This is a genomic window from Pseudomonas sp. C9 (assembly GCF_002000165.1).
Taxonomy (GTDB): Bacteria; Pseudomonadota; Gammaproteobacteria; order Pseudomonadales; family Pseudomonadaceae; genus Aquipseudomonas.
The window spans coordinates 3,572,875-3,587,929 of record NZ_MPAK01000001.1 but is presented as its reverse complement, the minus strand read 5'-3'; the positions used below and the strand labels follow the sequence as shown (position 1 = coordinate 3,587,929).

Annotated in this window: 13 protein-coding genes and 2 tRNA genes; 11 read left to right on the top strand and 4 right to left on the bottom strand. The window is 57.1% G+C overall.

Annotated features, from left to right (window positions below; genetic code table 11):
• The first annotated feature begins 104 nt into the window (after positions 1–104).
• From BMS17_RS16765 to ychF, 8 genes are all read left to right on the top strand, one after another.
• A complete protein-coding gene (locus tag BMS17_RS16765; RefSeq protein ID WP_046030143.1) occupies positions 105–1,829 on the top strand; it encodes a tetratricopeptide repeat protein in 1,725 nt (574 codons plus the stop codon).
• 4 nt (positions 1,830–1,833) lie between these two features.
• Positions 1,834–2,451 carry a lipoprotein insertase outer membrane protein LolB gene (gene lolB, locus BMS17_RS16760; RefSeq protein WP_077431266.1) on the top strand — a complete coding sequence of 206 codons (618 nt, stop codon included), beginning with the start codon at positions 1,834–1,836 and terminating at the stop codon, positions 2,449–2,451.
• 2 nt (positions 2,452–2,453) lie between these two features.
• Positions 2,454–3,305 (top strand): 4-(cytidine 5'-diphospho)-2-C-methyl-D-erythritol kinase, encoded by an 852-nt coding sequence (ispE, locus tag BMS17_RS16755; RefSeq protein ID WP_077432189.1) that lies wholly within the window; start codon positions 2,454–2,456, stop codon positions 3,303–3,305.
• A 36-nt stretch (positions 3,306–3,341) separates the two neighbouring features.
• Positions 3,342–3,416 (top strand) — tRNA-Gln (locus BMS17_RS16750).
• A gap of 46 nt (positions 3,417–3,462) precedes the next feature.
• Complete coding sequence (locus BMS17_RS16745; RefSeq protein WP_003208392.1) at positions 3,463–4,404, top strand: ribose-phosphate pyrophosphokinase; 942 nt, start codon at positions 3,463–3,465, stop codon at positions 4,402–4,404.
• 141 nt (positions 4,405–4,545) lie between these two features.
• On the top strand, positions 4,546–5,145 hold the full coding sequence (locus BMS17_RS16740; protein ID WP_018929567.1) for a 50S ribosomal protein L25/general stress protein Ctc: 600 nt from the start codon (positions 4,546–4,548) through the stop codon (positions 5,143–5,145).
• 168 nt (positions 5,146–5,313) lie between these two features.
• Positions 5,314–5,898 (top strand): aminoacyl-tRNA hydrolase, encoded by a 585-nt coding sequence (gene pth, locus BMS17_RS16735; protein WP_046030136.1) that lies wholly within the window; start codon positions 5,314–5,316, stop codon positions 5,896–5,898.
• A 22-nt stretch (positions 5,899–5,920) separates the two neighbouring features.
• Positions 5,921–7,021 carry a redox-regulated ATPase YchF gene (ychF, locus tag BMS17_RS16730; RefSeq protein WP_077431265.1) on the top strand — a complete coding sequence of 367 codons (1,101 nt, stop codon included), beginning with the start codon at positions 5,921–5,923 and terminating at the stop codon, positions 7,019–7,021.
• A gap of 172 nt (positions 7,022–7,193) precedes the next feature.
• Here ychF and BMS17_RS16725 read toward each other — a convergent pair whose 3' ends face one another.
• Together BMS17_RS16725 and BMS17_RS16720 are read right to left on the bottom strand one after the other, a co-directional pair.
• Positions 7,194–8,099, bottom strand: coding sequence for a DMT family transporter (locus BMS17_RS16725; protein WP_046030133.1), 906 nt, complete (start codon positions 8,097–8,099; stop codon positions 7,194–7,196).
• Between the two features lie 170 nt (positions 8,100–8,269).
• Entirely contained in the window at positions 8,270–8,893 is a 624-nt protein-coding gene (locus BMS17_RS16720) for a glutathione S-transferase family protein (protein ID WP_046030130.1), read from the bottom strand.
• Between the two features lie 83 nt (positions 8,894–8,976).
• Here BMS17_RS16720 and BMS17_RS16715 point away from each other — a divergent pair, with 83 nt between their 5' ends.
• The gene (locus BMS17_RS16715; protein WP_077431264.1) at positions 8,977–9,822 is read left to right on the top strand and encodes an AraC family transcriptional regulator; all 846 of its coding nucleotides are present in this window, start codon (positions 8,977–8,979) and stop codon (positions 9,820–9,822) included.
• A gap of 160 nt (positions 9,823–9,982) precedes the next feature.
• Here BMS17_RS16715 and BMS17_RS16710 read toward each other — a convergent pair whose 3' ends face one another.
• A complete protein-coding gene (locus BMS17_RS16710) occupies positions 9,983–11,200 on the bottom strand; it encodes an MFS transporter (RefSeq protein ID WP_046030128.1) in 1,218 nt (405 codons plus the stop codon).
• A 333-nt stretch (positions 11,201–11,533) separates the two neighbouring features.
• Between BMS17_RS16710 and BMS17_RS16705 the strand changes: the two genes are divergently transcribed.
• On the top strand, positions 11,534–13,588 hold the full coding sequence (locus BMS17_RS16705) for a methyl-accepting chemotaxis protein (RefSeq protein ID WP_046030127.1): 2,055 nt from the start codon (positions 11,534–11,536) through the stop codon (positions 13,586–13,588).
• A gap of 116 nt (positions 13,589–13,704) precedes the next feature.
• Positions 13,705–13,781: transfer RNA gene (locus BMS17_RS16700), tRNA-Met, on the top strand.
• Positions 13,782–13,870: 89 nt separating this feature from the next.
• On the opposite strand, the gene BMS17_RS16695 is transcribed toward BMS17_RS16700, so the two are convergent.
• Complete coding sequence (locus tag BMS17_RS16695; protein ID WP_077431263.1) at positions 13,871–14,980, bottom strand: DUF2817 domain-containing protein; 1,110 nt, start codon at positions 14,978–14,980, stop codon at positions 13,871–13,873.
• Between the last annotated feature and the right edge of the window lie 75 nt (positions 14,981–15,055).

The window sequence follows — 15,055 nt, the reverse complement described above, 5'->3', positions numbered from 1 at the left end:
CCCCATGTCCCGTCTCTATAAAGACATCGATTGAGACTCGGTTATGTTTGGCCGAAGGCTTGTGTCATGATGATCCGACCGCAGGTTAGTCGTCCTCTTCCTATATGAATAGATCTTCCGCGTTGCTCCTCGCTTTTGTCTTCCTGAGCGGCTGCCAAGCCTTGGCCCCCGTGTCGCCGGACGGTACGTCGCCGGTCGAAGACAGCACTCCGGCCCCTGAAAAGCCCAAGGTTTACAGCTCATTCAGTGAAGAAACCATCTTCAGCCTGCTGAGCGCCGAACTGGCTGGCCAGCGCAATCGTTTCGACATTGCGCTGGATAACTACGTGACCCAGGCCATCAACACACAGGACCCGGGCATCTCCGAGCGAGCATTCCGCATTGCCGAATACCTGGGCGCCGATCAGGCTGCCCTGGACACCGCGCTGATCTGGGCAAAAAACGCCCCGCAAGACCTCGAAGCGCAACGTGCGGCTGCCGTGCAACTGGCCCGTGCCGGTCGTTACGACGACTCCATGGTTTATATGGAGAAAGTCCTGCAAGGCAAAGGCGACACGCATTTTGACTTTCTGGCCCTGTCCGCGGCCGATACCGACCAGGACACGCGCAACGGTTTGATGAACAGCTTCGACCGTTTGCTGCAACGCCACCCGAACAACAGTCAGTTGATTTTCGGCAAGGCCCTGTTGATGCAACAGGACGGCGACGCCAAGGGTGCGCTGGCCCTGCTGGAAAACAATCCGCCCGATGACGGTGAAATTGCTCCGATCCTGCTGCGCGCGCGCCTGCTGCAGGTGCTCAACCGCGGCGACGAAGCCTTGCCACTGCTGCAAAAAAGCATCAAGAAATACCCAGACGACAAGCGCCTGCGCCTGACCTACGCACGCATGCTGGTTGAGCAAGACCGCATAGAAGACGCCAAAGCCGAGTTTTCGAGCCTGGTGCAACAGTACCCAGAGGATGACGAGCTGCGTTATTCCCTGGCACTGGTCTGCCTGGAGGCAAAATCCTGGGACGAGGCCAAGAGCCTGCTTGAAGACTTGATCGCCCGCGAAAGCCACGTCGACTCCGCCCACCTGAACCTGGGCCGTATCGCAGAGGAGCGCAACGATCCCCAAGGCGCGTTGATCGAGTACGGCAAAGTCGGGCCTGGTAACGACTACTTGCCAGCCCAATTGCGCCAGACCGACATTCTGATCAATAACGGCAGGACCGCTGAAGCCCAACGCCGTCTGGCTGCAGAGCGCGACGAGCAACCTGACTACGCGATTCAGCTGTACCTGATCGAAGCCGAAACCTTGTCAGCCAACAATCAGAGCGACAAAGCCTTCGGTGTCCTGCAAAAAGCCTTGCAGCAATATCCGGACGATCTGAACCTTCTGTATACCCGCGCCATGCAGGCGGAAAAACGCAATGACCTGGCGCAGATGGAAAAAGACCTGCGCCTGATCATCAAGCGCGACCCGGACAATGCCATGGCACTGAATGCGCTCGGCTACACCCTGTCCGACCGCACCACGCGGTATACCGAGGCGAAGGCCTTGATCGAACAGGCTCACCAGATCAATCCGGAAGACCCGGCGGTGCTCGACAGCCTCGGCTGGGTAAACTTCCGCCTGGGTAATCTCGATGTAGCCGAGCGCTATCTGCGCCAGGCACTGGAGCGTTTCCCCGATCAGGAAGTGGCCGCCCACCTGGGTGAAGTGCTGTGGGCCAATGGCAAACAGCGCGAAGCCAAACAAGTCTGGGGCAAATTCCTCAAGGAACAACCTGACAGCCCTACCCTGCGCGGCACCATCAAGCGCCTGACCGGATCAGAGACTCTTTAAGATTATGTTTTTGCGCCATTTCATTGTTTTCAGTTTTATTGCCCTGCTCGCCGGTTGCGCGGGCTTCGGCGCTCGCGAATCCGTCGAAGGTCACGGCAACCCGGCCCAATGGCGTGAACACAAACAGCAATTGACCGCCCTCGACGGCTGGCAGATCAACGGCAAGATCGGCATCCGCGCACCCAAAGACTCGGGCAGCGGCACCCTGTTCTGGCTGCAGCGTAAGGATTACTACGACATCCGCCTTTCCGGCCCGCTGGGTCGCGGCGCCGCACGCCTGACCGGCCGACCTGGCAAGGTCTCGCTGGAAGTGGCGAACCAGGGTCGCTATGACGCACCGAATCCGGAAGTGCTGCTCGAAGAACAACTGGGCTGGAAACTACCGGTGTCCAACCTGGCCTGGTGGGTCCGCGGACTCCCGGCACCCGACAGCAAAAGCAAACTGACGCTGGATGCCGACAGTCGCCTGGCCAGTCTCGAACAGGATGGCTGGCAGGTTGAATACACCACTTACACACAACAAAACGGTTTCTGGCTGCCCGAGAAGATAAAACTTCACGGCACTGACCTTGATGTCACGCTGGTGATCAAGGAATGGCAACCACGCAAGCTGGGGCAATGAACATGACCGTGCCTCGCCTGACACTGCCCTCCCCGGCCAAACTCAATCTGATGCTGCACATCCTCGGTCGCCGTGATGACGGCTATCACGAGTTGCAGACGATTTTTCAGTTCCTCGACTACGGCGATGAAATTACTTTTGCCGTTCGCGACGACGGTGTGATCCGGTTGCATACCGAGTTCGAGGGTGTTCCCCACGACAGCAATTTGATCGTCAAGGCCGCGAAGCAACTGCAGGAGCAATCCGGTTGCGCACTCGGCATTGATATCTGGATCGAAAAAGTCCTGCCCATGGGCGGTGGAATTGGTGGCGGCAGCTCCAATGCCGCGACGACATTGCTGGGCCTCAACCATCTTTGGCAATTGGGTTGGGACGAGGATCGACTGGCGGCACTGGGCCTGAGACTGGGGGCTGACGTCCCGGTTTTCGTGCGTGGCCATGCGGCTTTTGCCGAGGGCGTCGGGGAGAAACTGACCCCTGTAGACCCCGAAGAACCGTGGTATGTCGTGCTGATACCGCAAGTATCTGTAAGTACAGCAGAAATTTTTTCAGATCCGCTGTTGACACGTAACTCTCCTCCCATTAAAGTGCGCCCCGTTCCCAAGGGAAACAGTCGTAATGACTGCTTGCCGGTAGTAGCAAGGCGTTATCCAGAGGTACGTAACGCATTGAATTTGTTAGGTAAATTTACCGAAGCAAAACTCACTGGCACTGGAAGTTGTGTGTTTGGGGGCTTCCCAAGCAAAGCTGAAGCTGATAAAGTCTCGGCCCTTCTTACAGAGACCCTTACAGGGTTTGTAGCAAAAGGAAGCAACGTTTCGATGTTGCATCGCAAGCTGCAAAGTCTGCTCTAAAGGAACCGATTACTGGGTAATCGTTGCAACAGATACAGGGGCGTCGCCAAGCGGTAAGGCAGCAGGTTTTGATCCTGCCATGCGTTGGTTCGAATCCAGCCGCCCCTGCCATTTTCCTATACTCATCCAGGTTACCCTCAGCCTTCAGGTACTGCGCGTGTCCAAGATGATGGTCTTTACGGGGAACGCTAACCCCGATCTGGCTCGGCGTGTTGTACGTCAGCTGCATATCCCTCTCGGTGACATCTCTGTCGGTAAGTTTTCCGACGGCGAAATTACAGCCGAGATCAATGAAAACGTCCGCGGTAAAGATGTCTTCATTATTCAGCCGACTTGCGCTCCGACCAACGATAACCTGATGGAACTGGTAGTGATGGCTGATGCCTTCCGCCGCTCCTCGGCTACTCGTATCACTGCTGTTATTCCTTACTTTGGTTATGCCCGTCAGGATCGCCGTCCGCGTTCCGCACGTGTGGCTATCAGCGCGAAAGTTGTTGCTGACATGCTTACCGTAGTCGGCATCGACCGTGTTCTCACGGTTGATCTGCATGCTGACCAAATCCAGGGTTTCTTCGATATTCCGGTAGATAACATCTACGGCTCCCCTGTATTGGTGGATGACATTGAAGATCAGCGCTTCGAAAACCTGATGATCGTGTCCCCGGACATTGGTGGCGTCGTGCGTGCACGTGCTGTTGCCAAATCCCTGGGCGTGGATCTCGGGATCATCGACAAACGCCGTGAGAAAGCCAATCACTCTGAAGTGATGCATATCATCGGTGATGTCGAAGGGCGTACCTGTATTCTGGTCGATGACATGGTCGATACCGCCGGCACTTTGTGCCACGCGGCCAAGGCCTTGAAAGAGCATGGCGCTGCCAAGGTTTTCGCCTACTGCACACACCCTGTGCTGTCCGGTCGGGCGATCGAAAACATTGAAAATTCCATGCTGGACGAACTGGTGGTGACTAACACCATCCCGTTGTCCGCTGCTGCACAAGCCTGCTCGCGTATCCGTCAACTGGATATCGCGCCGGTAGTTGCCGAGGCGGTCCGCCGCATCAGCAATGAAGAATCGATCAGCGCGATGTTCCGTTAAGGGCCCTGCCCTTTTCAATCATCGCGTTGACGAAAAGCGCCCCGCCCCGGCATTCCTGTCGGGGCGGGGCTTTTTTGCCCATATCGCCTTTAGCGCTGGTCGCAAACGCTGGGGCGAATGTGGTTATTTTGGAGATACAACATGAACGATTTTACTCTGAATGCTGAAGTGCGTTCCGACCTGGGGAAAGGTGCGAGCCGCCGCCTGCGTCGTCTCGCAAGCCTGGTACCAGCTGTAGTTTACGGTGGCGAAAAAGCCCCTGAATCCATCAGCATGCTGGCTAAAGAAGTTGCCAAACTGCTCGAAAACGAAGCGGCTTACAGCCACATCATCGAGCTGAACGTTGGCGGCACCAAGCAAAACGTAATCATCAAGGCTCTGCAGCGTCACCCGGCCAAAGGCCACGTGATGCACGCTGACTTCGTACGTGTAGTTGCCGGCCAAAAGCTGACCGCTATCGTTCCTGTGCACTTCATCAACGAAGCTGCTCCAGTGAAGAAAGGCGGCGAGATTTCGCACGTTGTTGCTGAAATCGAAGTGTCCTGCCTGCCAAAAGACCTGCCTGAATTCATCGAAGTTGACCTGGCTAACGCCGAAGTCGGCTCGATCATTCACCTGTCCGACATCAGTGCTCCTAAAGGCGTTGAATTTGTTGCTCTGGCTCACGGTAACGACCTGGCTGTTGCCAACGTTCACGCTCCACGTGTTGCTCCAGAAGCTGCAGAAGGCGCTGCAGAGTAATTCACTCTGTACGCCGGAGTGACCGGAAACATCGCGGACTGGAACGTAGCGAGAAAGCGGGCGGGAACGCGGAGTTTACATAATGGTAAATGAGCAATTTTCGTCCACTTTCGCCGCACACACCGATTGCAGCGATGTTATCCACCACTCCAAGGAAGGGCCCCTATCGTGACCGCCATTAAACTGATCGTTGGCCTGGGAAATCCAGGTGCTGAATACGAACAGACCCGGCATAACGCAGGGGCCCTTTTTGTTGAGCGCATCGCGAACGCACAAGGTGTAAACCTTGTCGCCGATCGCAAATATTTTGGCCTGACCGGACGCTATTCGCATCAGGGTCAGGATGTTCGTCTGCTGATTCCCACCACCTACATGAACCGTAGCGGCCAGGCTGTAGCAGCCCTGGCAGGTTTCTTCCGCATCAAGCCTGAAGAAATCCTCGTGGCGCATGACGAACTCGACCTGCCTCCGGGCGTTGCCAAGCTCAAGCAGGGCGGCGGCCATGGCGGTCACAACGGGTTGCGCGACATCATTGCGCAACTGGGCAATCAGAACACCTTTCATCGCTTGCGGCTTGGCATTGGCCACCCGGGCGTTGCCAGTATGGTTTCAAATTTCGTCCTGGGTCGTGCGCCACGCGCCGAACAGGAAAAACTCGATGCCAGCATCGACTTTGCCCTCGGCGTGCTGCCGGATATCCTCGCCGGTGAATGGAACCGCGCGATGAAAAACCTGCACAGCCAGAAGGCCTGACTCTAATCCGAGGGGAAACACCATGGGATTCAATTGCGGCATCGTCGGCCTGCCTAACGTCGGCAAGTCCACCCTGTTCAACGCCCTGACCAAATCCGGGATCGCGGCCGAAAACTTCCCCTTCTGCACCATCGAGCCGAACACCGGTATCGTGCCGATGCCGGATCCGCGTCTGGATGCCCTGGCGGCCATCGTCAATCCAAAGCGCATCCTGCCGACCACCATGGAATTCGTCGACATCGCAGGCCTGGTTGCCGGCGCTTCGAAAGGTGAAGGCCTGGGCAACAAGTTCCTCGCCAACATCCGTGAAACCGATGCCATCGCCCACGTGGTCCGCTGCTTCGAAGACGAGAACGTGATTCACGTCTCCAACAGCGTCGACCCGAAACGCGACATCGAGATCATCGACCTGGAGTTGATCTTCGCCGACCTCGACAGCTGCGAGAAGCAACTGCAGAAAGTCGCCCGCAACGCCAAGGGTGGCGACAAGGACGCCGTGGTCCAGAAAGGCCTGCTGGAGCAACTGATCGCTCACTTCACCCTCGGCAAGCCTGCGCGCACGCTGATGAAGAACATGGGCGCCGACGACAAGGCAGTGATTCGTGGCTTCCACCTGCTGACCACCAAGCCGGTCATGTACATCGCCAACGTCGCTGAAGACGGTTTCGAGAACAACCCGCTGCTGGACATCGTCAAGGCCATCGCCGACGAAGAAGGCGCCATGGTGGTTCCGGTCTGCAACAAGATCGAAGCCGAAATCGCCGAGCTGGAAGACGGCGAAGAGAAAGACATGTTCCTCGAAGCCCTGGGCCTCGAAGAGCCTGGCCTGAACCGCGTGATCCGCGCTGGCTACGAAATGCTGCACCTGCAGACCTACTTCACCGCTGGTGTTGAAGAAGTCCGCGCCTGGACCGTTCGCGTCGGTGCCACCGCACCGCAAGCCGCTGGCGTGATCCACACCGACTTCGAAAAAGGCTTCATCCGCGCCGAAGTCATCGCCTATGACGACTTCATCCAGTACAAGGGCGAAGCCGGCACCAAAGAAGCCGGTAAATGGCGTCTGGAAGGCAAGGACTACATCGTCAAAGACGGCGACGTGATGCACTTCCGCTTCAACGTGTAACGGTGACCGTGGATTAACACGGAACCCGATAGACTGAAAATCCCCGTAATCACTTGCTGATACGGGGATTTTTGCGTCTTGGGATCGCCATTCTCCTCGACTACAAGCAAACTTTGCGGGCCTGCGCGTAACGTATTGACCGGGGTCACGGCTCACAGTGACAAACCTTCTGTCAGGTCGCCTCGGGCAAAGGCTGCGCTTTCTCAGGGGGTTTGATTGAACCGATATAAACCGCAAAGACAGTCAGCAGCGCGCCACAAATCTGCAGCGTTGAGCTGGCCTTGCCGAGAAAGGTGACATCAATGAAATAGGTGATCACCGGCTCCAGTAACAGGATCAGACCAGCCAACCCCAGGCTGATTGCTCCGATCGACCGATTGACCAGCAACCAGCCGACAAACTGCACCAGTACCCCGTAGATGATCAGCATCAGCAAGGTTTGCCCATCCACGATGGCCAGGCTTTCCCCAGTTGCCAGCGCGTATGTCAGCAGAACCAATGCCGCCCAAAGACTCAAATTGAGCATCTGTGCGATCTTGTCACCCCCGCCGTCCGGCAATTGGGTGTTGATCTTCAGAAAATACACACAGATGGCATACGCCAGCCCCGACAGCACGCCATACACCACGCCCTTGATCCCTACCGCACTGGTCATCTCGGGTAGCAACAACAGATAGAGCCCGACAAATGCCAAGCTAATGGAGACCAGGAAGTAGATCGAAGGTTTTTCCTTCAACAGGTACAACCCCAACAGGGTCATGAAGAACACCTGACAGTTGGTCAGGATCGACCCGATGCCCGGGCCGACGATATAGATGCTCTGATGCCAAAGCACCAGGTCAATGGCCAAAAACACCCCAGCCAACGCGGTGTACAGCTGCGCCTTCGCACTTTTGAGGAGCACCGGTGTTTTGCGCACCTTGAGCAGCAGGAAGAACAGGATCGAGGCGAACACCATCCGATAGAACCCTGCGCCACCCGCGCCGATATGGGCGAAAGCGACGGCTAGAGCAGACAGACTGAGCATCAGTCCACCGATGGTCAATTCAATGATTGCCCGATTATTATTAGTCGCCATGAGAAACCTCATTGATAAAGACCGGCATTAACTTTATGAGTACTCACAACTCCCCAGGTGAGCAACTATCAGATTCGACAAAGCAGAAAACCCCCAAAGGTCTTTTCTGCCATGTGCCAAAAATCCACTCACTATTAATTGGCATTAAGCATTAGCAGTAACACCTCTCTTTAAACTTCTTGCGCGGACAACTTCAACCATTGTTGTACCGGTGCAAAACCCAGAATATTTTCGACATAGCCCTGCAGTTGCGCAGGGATGGCAATACCATAACGACGGAAGCGGAACACCACCGGAACAAACATCGCATCCACAATGCCGAAGTCACCGCAGAGGAACTTTGTTGAACCACTCACCTCACGGAGCTGGTTCCAGATAGCGAATATCCGCATGATTTCCCCTTCCGTCTCGGCGGTCAGGCTTTCCGGGATGTCGCCTGTGTTCAGGCCAAACGACATCTGCGTGCGCAGGTGGATGAAACCGGAGTGCATCTCTGCCGCAGCAGCGCGTGCCAGAGCCTTGACCCTTGAATCACGGGGCCAAAGGTTGGCGGCCGGACAGGAATCGGCAATGTATTCGCTGATGGCCAGGCTGTCGTTGATGACGACATCATCAAGCAGCAGCGCCGGCACCTTGCCGGAAGGCGAGTGCTCCAGAATGCGCTGGCGGGTGTCGTTTTGTTCCAGTTTGATCTGAAGGGTTTCAAATTCAACATCCGCTGTCACAAGAACCAGCCACGCACGAAATGACCATGAAGACTTATTAAAATCCCCAACTACCAGTTTTGTAGACATCGTCCCCCCTAGCTTGTGTTATGAAACAGGTGCTAAATTTAGCGACCTTTTTTTCATACGTATTGCACAAAACTGGACAATTCATGGACAAAAGTCGTCGCAACAAAGCCCCTCAAAAAGACAAGGACTTTGTTCAATTCTGGCGTATACCCGAAGGCGACTGTGAGTTGCTATCTGCGCGTTACAGCACTCAATCTTTCGGTCGACATTCACATGACCGATACGCTATCGGCGTTATAAGTAGCGGCGTTGAAAAACTTTTTTATCGCGGCAATTACTACATGGGGGTCGCTGACAGTGTGGTCACCATTACCCCCGGGGAGATCCACGACGGCTTGCCAGGCCATGATGAGGGCTGGATGTATCGAATGCTCTACATCGACCCCGTATGGGTCAATCGGATGGTGTTTCAAGGGCGTTTTTCAGACGATCATATTCATCTTTTTCAAACAGCGCTGAGCCAGGCCCCCGACTTCGCCCGGACCTTTTTGCATCAACATCAAATCATTGAAAAATCGCCCTCCAGCCTTGAACGGGAAACGATCCTGCTGGATCTGGTGACGCAGCTCTTCGAGCGCAGCGGAGCGCCCATCGAACCCGTCAGTGCGGTTGAGCAGCACGCCGTGCAAAGGATCAAGAGGAAGCTCGAAGACGAGTTCGACAAACATCTGTCTCTGGAAGAACTGGCGCAACTGGTGAACCTTGACCCTCTTTACCTGATCCGGGTGTTCAAAAAAAGCGTTGGCGTCTCGCCCCACAGCTATCAGATTCAGAAAAGAGTCGCCCAGGTCCAAAAACTGCTGCGCACCGGATCCAGTCTCGCAGAAGCGTCATTCACTTGCGGCTTCTTCGATCAAAGCCACATGACCCGAGCGTTCAAAAAAGTAGTGGGCATCACACCCGGTAGTTTCCGCAATAGCAGTGCCTGAGCCTGTAAAACACCCGCCCAAGAAAAAGCCGCGTTTGATACGCGGCTTTTTTGTGCCTGTAGGAGCAAAGCTTGCTCGCGATGAACGATAACGCGGTGCTAATGGTAAATCGCGTAACGGCCATCGCGAGCAAGCTTTGCTCCTACAGGACGGTGAGCTATCAGGCCTTTTTGGTTCGCGGCAAAAAGATCGCCAACACACCAAACAACGGCAGGAACGAGCACAGGAAGTACACGTATTCGATGCCGTGCACGTCCGCCAGATGCCCGAGCAACGCCGCGCCGATCCCGCCAAAGCCGAACATCAAACCGAAGAACACACCGGCAATCATTCCGACATTGCCCGGCACCAGCTCCTGCGCGTAAACCACAATGGCCGAGAATGCCGAAGCCAGGATAAAACCGATGATCACGCTGAGGATGCTGGTCCAGAACAGATCGACATGCGGCAGCAACAGCGTGAACGGCGCCACACCCAGGATCGAGAACCAGATCACTGCCTTACGCCCGATCTTGTCGCCAATCGGCCCACCAAAGAAGGTCCCCGCCGCGACCGCGCCCAGAAACAGGAACAGGTGCAACTGCGAACTGGCCACCGACAGGTCGAACTTCTCGATCAGGTAGAACGTGAAGTAGCTGGTGAGGCTGGACATGTAGAAATACTTGGAGAACACCAGCAAACCGAGCACCACCAGCGCACTGGTCACCCGCCCCTTGGACAGGCCATGAGTCGCCGCCTGGCCTTGTTTGAGCTTGAACAGGCTCAAGTGGTTGGCGTACCAGCGGCTGATCCGGTAGAGCACGAACAGCGCGAACACCGCGAATAATCCGAACCAGGCCACATGCCCCTGGCCATAAGGAATAATGATCGCCGCCGCCAACAACGGACCGAACGCCGAGCCGGCATTACCGCCCACCTGAAAGGTCGATTGCGCCAGGCCAAATCGTCCGCCCGAGGCCAGTCGCGCCACGCGAGATGCTTCGGGGTGAAAGGTCGACGACCCGATACCGATCAACCCCGCCGCCAGCAGAATCAACGGGAAGGTGCCAACCACCGACATCATCAAAATGCCGATCAGCGTGCACACCGTGCCAGCGGGCAGCAGCCAGGGCTTGGGATGTCTGTCCGTGTAGTAACCGACCCACGGCTGCAATAGCGAAGCGGTCAGCTGGAAGGTCAACGTGATCAATCCGATCTGGGTAAAGGTCAGGCCATAGCTGGCCTTGAGCATCGGATAAATCGACGGCAGCACCGACTGGATCAGGTCATTGATGAGGTGCGCCAGCGCCACCGCGCCGATGATGCGCATGACTAGAGGGCTGCTTTGTGAAGTCGCGGGAGCCGACGTCGTGCCGGTCTGGGTAGTGCTGATAGCCATGAGTATTTCCGTATAGCAGATGGGTGCATGCGGGCAGGTGCATCAATGTGCCATTTTTCGGTGCGACAACGCCATCCCCTTAGCCAGCTAACGAACTAATCTTTCATCGGCCGATAGGTGATAGCGTAACGCCATGGTCTGAATCTTGCCTTGTTTAACACCTTCAACGCGGGCCTCTTACAAAGAGGACCGAGAATGGGAAGTTTCGCTACAGAGTCGGCCTACGGAGCTGGCGAGGGTGAACTTTCGAGGCCTTTTAAAAGGGCACATGTCGCGGTCGCAATGACCTCGACGCACGCCGATGGTGCGTGGTGTCCAGAGGAGTCATGGGGCATGTCTTTTTTATCACCGGGGATCGGGTTGCTGGGGCGTTTTGGCTTCGCACGCAAATTTCAGCTGTTGTTTCTGCTGTTCATCCTGCCGCTGACGGGCAGCCTGTGGATGATTGGTCAGGATTATCGCGACAAACTCAATCTGATCTCCGGCGAACGTGCCGGTGTGCGTCAGTTGCTCGCGCTGGATGCGCTCGACAACCTGCTCGCCGCCCAGCGGGATCGCGCTGCTCGCTGGCGCGCCACGGAAACCAATCGCCAGCCGACGCCGGCGACCATCGCCGCGATGGGCGCGTTTGATGCGGTTCAGCCTGCCGTCGCTCAAGCCACGTCGGACCTGGGCAATGCACTGAAAACCGAAGGGGCCGAGGGCGAGACGCTGACCCGGTATCAAGCCCTGCAAACTGCCCTCAATGGCCTGGACTCGAAAAGCCTGAGCAGTGTCGGCTGGTGGCCAGACGGTTACGACCGTTTCACCAACGCCTTGAGCGCACTGCAAGCCCTGCGTGAACAGATCGCCATGGACAATCGCCTGACACTCGCGCCCTGGCTGGAAACCTACCTGCTGACGCAGATCTCGACGCAACACGCGCCTGACCTGATCGAACGGGTCGGCCGCCTGGCCAGCGTGGGTCAGGCGTCTGTTGTCTCGGGACAGTTCACGTTGCAAAGTCGTCTGCAACTGCGTGATTTGCGCAGCCGTATCGGTGATGCCCGGGAGCAGCTGGTGAAAACCGCCACGCTCCTGGAAGCCCGCTTGCCAAGTGCTTTGCAAAGCTGGGCCGGGCAATACCATGACAACCTGAAACACCTGGACGCGAGCCTGAAAGTCCTGGATGACGGGGTGTTCGGCGGCAGCATTACGCTCAAGCCGGAAGAGTTCGAACGCAACCTGGACGCCCTGCTCACCGACCTCGCCGCGTTGCGCCAGCAGTCATTGACGTCGCTGGATCAGCGCCTGGATTACTACCACGGCTCGGCGATTCGCCAATTCATTGTGGTGGCGACAATCTTTGGCTGTCTGCTCCTGGCCGCGCTGTACCTGTTTATCTGCCTGCAAGCCTCGATCCGTCGTAGCGCCAGCGGTATCACGCTGCTGGCCGAAGCCTTGCGTGACGGCAATCTGAGCCTGCAAGCCCCGGTGCAGGGCCGTGACGAACTGGCGGCCATCAGCACCGCCCTTAACGTCGCCGTGGTGCAATTGCGCAACAGCTTGCTGGGGGTCGATCACGAAACCCTGCAAGTGAGCAACGCCGTACGCACGCTCAATCAGCACTCCAGTGGCGCACTCGGCGAAGTCGAAGCGCAGCAATTGCAAATCAGCCAGATCGCCGCTGCGGCCACGCAACTGGCGGCTACTTCTCAAGGGGTCGCCCAGAGCTGTGAACAGGCGTCAGGCAGCGCTCAGCACACCCAGCGCATTGCCGCCGACAGCAGTCGAGACAGTCAGCGCACGACCGCCAGCATTCAGCAGCTCAATCAACGCTTGAACGACACCGCCGCGGCACTGGGCAGGGTCAGTGAACAAGGGCAACAGATTCAGTTGGTGGTGGACACCATTCGCGGGGTCGCCGAACAAACCAACCTGTTGGCACTCAACGCTGCGATCGAGGCGGCTCGCGCAGGCGAACAAGGTCGCGGTTTTGCCGTGGTCGCCGATGAAGTGCGCAGCCTGTCGCAACGCACTCAGTCTTCCACCGCGCAAATCGCCGGCACGGTCGACAGCCTGCGCAGTACCGTGAATGAGGCGGTCAGCCTGATGGAAGCAGCCTGTAGCCAGGCACAAAGTGATGCCCAGTCGGTCACCGGCCTGGGCGAACGCCTTGGCGAAATTGCCCATGCGGTGCAAGGCGTGACTGACACTCTGGCGCAGATCGCGACCGCCGTGGAAGAACAGGCCAGTACCGCCGATGAGGTCAGCGGCAACATCCAGCAAGTCGATCAGGCGGCAGTGAGGTTGCTTGAAGGCGCGCGGGCAGTGAACCTGGCAGCAGATACCTTGAGCCAGGGCAGCAAGGCCCTGAGCGCAAATACCGGGAGATTTCAGCTCGGTTAACACCCTCCCCTGGCCCGATTTTTCGGGTCAGGAGGATAAGCAGTTGAAAGCGTAGAGAAATATTTTAGATTTACGCTTGACACATCATCGTTCCAAGCCAATAATGCGCGCCACTTGGCTACATAGCTCAGTTGGTTAGAGCATAGCATTCATAATGCTGGGGTCCGGGGTTCAAGTCCCTGTGTAGCCACCAAGTACTAAAAACGGCTTACCGAAAGGTAGGCCGTTTTTTTATGCCTCGAGAAAAGTACCTTGAACCGCAAGGGTTCAAGGTCATCCGCGTCAGGTGCGAATCGCCGGCAGTGCAGACAGCGCCCCCTCCCAAATCTGCCAGGTGCGCAGCCAGACCATCGCCTGCCAGTCGCTGTCGGCCGGATAGAACTGCTCCAGCAGATTCAGCTTGATCCCGCGCCCCACGGCATCACTCGGATTACCATGCAGATGCAGCCAGTGGTCATCGCGCAAATGGCGATGCACGTCCGCGCCCGGATACGTCCCACACTCGATGACAAACGGCATCAGCCGTACGTGGGGCAAGGCATCGACCAACGCCTGCGAGGTGTAGCCGGTCGCCGTGGCCGCCACGCCGGTTTCGCTCAATGTGTCGGCGCCGGTCAGCAGCGTATAGAGCCATGGGCCGTAAATGGCCTGCGCGTCTGGAAGGGCCGGATAAGCCGTTTCGGTGATCGTCAGCAACATCGGATGACCGTACTCACCGGCCCCTGTGTGCAAATCGAAACACATGGCCACATCGGCATGGGCCATGTGCTTTTGCATGATCGCGTGCAATGTGCGGTTCGACCAGCTCGGCGCCAGCCCGCCGTAAAACAGGCCATCAGGGTGACTGTGCTGGCCGCCCTCGACAATCGACATCACCGCCGGCCAGCCATGCTGGCGAATCTGCTCGTCGAGCAAGGCATCGGTACGCTCACGCTCAGGACCTTGCAGTTCGGTGCAGGCATAGATCTCATGCAGCGCTGCATAAGCCTGATTGTCCGGCAACGCACGCTCGAAGTTCAGGTGATTGCGGTTCAGGTCGATGTTGTCCTCGTTGACCCGGCGCAGCCACGCGGTGCCCCAAGGATTAATCAGGTGTATGAACACCACGGCGACGTCAGTCGGCAGTGAGCGCTTGCCCAACTCCTGCAGCCATTTGATCTGGCAACCCGACCCGTAGAAGCCTTCGACGCCATGGGTGCCACTCAACGCGATGAGCAACCGCTTGGCGCCCGGATCGCCCAGCACCGCCACATCGGTGCTCAACGACTCACCGAAAGGCCCCTTGAGCGGATGCGGGTACTCGGTCAACGTCGCACCGGCCGCGGTGGCTGCCGCGAGGAACTGCTCGCGCTGGGTGCGGTAACTTGGCTGGGTGGGGAACTCGGTCTGCATGTCTGCCTCTTGTTGATCTTCTGGCCAATCTGTTGCGCTCGACCCTACAGAAAATCCTTCGACTCCTGAAGGGCA

What these genes read in the sequence shown, in the direction of transcription:
- BMS17_RS16765 (WP_046030143.1), top strand. Translation starts at nt 105, where the DNA reads ATGAATAGATCTTCCGCGTTGCTCCTCGCTTTTGTCTTCCTGAGCGGC.
- lolB (WP_077431266.1), top strand. Translation starts at nt 1,834, where the DNA reads ATGTTTTTGCGCCATTTCATTGTTTTCAGTTTTATTGCCCTGCTCGCC.
- ispE (WP_077432189.1), top strand. Translation starts at nt 2,454, where the DNA reads ATGACCGTGCCTCGCCTGACACTGCCCTCCCCGGCCAAACTCAATCTG.
- BMS17_RS16740 (WP_018929567.1), top strand. Translation starts at nt 4,546, where the DNA reads ATGAACGATTTTACTCTGAATGCTGAAGTGCGTTCCGACCTGGGGAAA.
- ychF (WP_077431265.1), top strand. Translation starts at nt 5,921, where the DNA reads ATGGGATTCAATTGCGGCATCGTCGGCCTGCCTAACGTCGGCAAGTCC.
- BMS17_RS16725 (WP_046030133.1), bottom strand. Translation starts at nt 8,099, where the DNA reads ATGGCGACTAATAATAATCGGGCAATCATTGAATTGACCATCGGTGGA.
- BMS17_RS16720 (WP_046030130.1), bottom strand. Translation starts at nt 8,893, where the DNA reads ATGTCTACAAAACTGGTAGTTGGGGATTTTAATAAGTCTTCATGGTCA.
- BMS17_RS16715 (WP_077431264.1), top strand. Translation starts at nt 8,977, where the DNA reads ATGGACAAAAGTCGTCGCAACAAAGCCCCTCAAAAAGACAAGGACTTT.
- BMS17_RS16710 (WP_046030128.1), bottom strand. Translation starts at nt 11,200, where the DNA reads ATGGCTATCAGCACTACCCAGACCGGCACGACGTCGGCTCCCGCGACT.
- BMS17_RS16705 (WP_046030127.1), top strand. Translation starts at nt 11,534, where the DNA reads ATGTCTTTTTTATCACCGGGGATCGGGTTGCTGGGGCGTTTTGGCTTC.
- BMS17_RS16695 (WP_077431263.1), bottom strand. Translation starts at nt 14,980, where the DNA reads ATGCAGACCGAGTTCCCCACCCAGCCAAGTTACCGCACCCAGCGCGAG.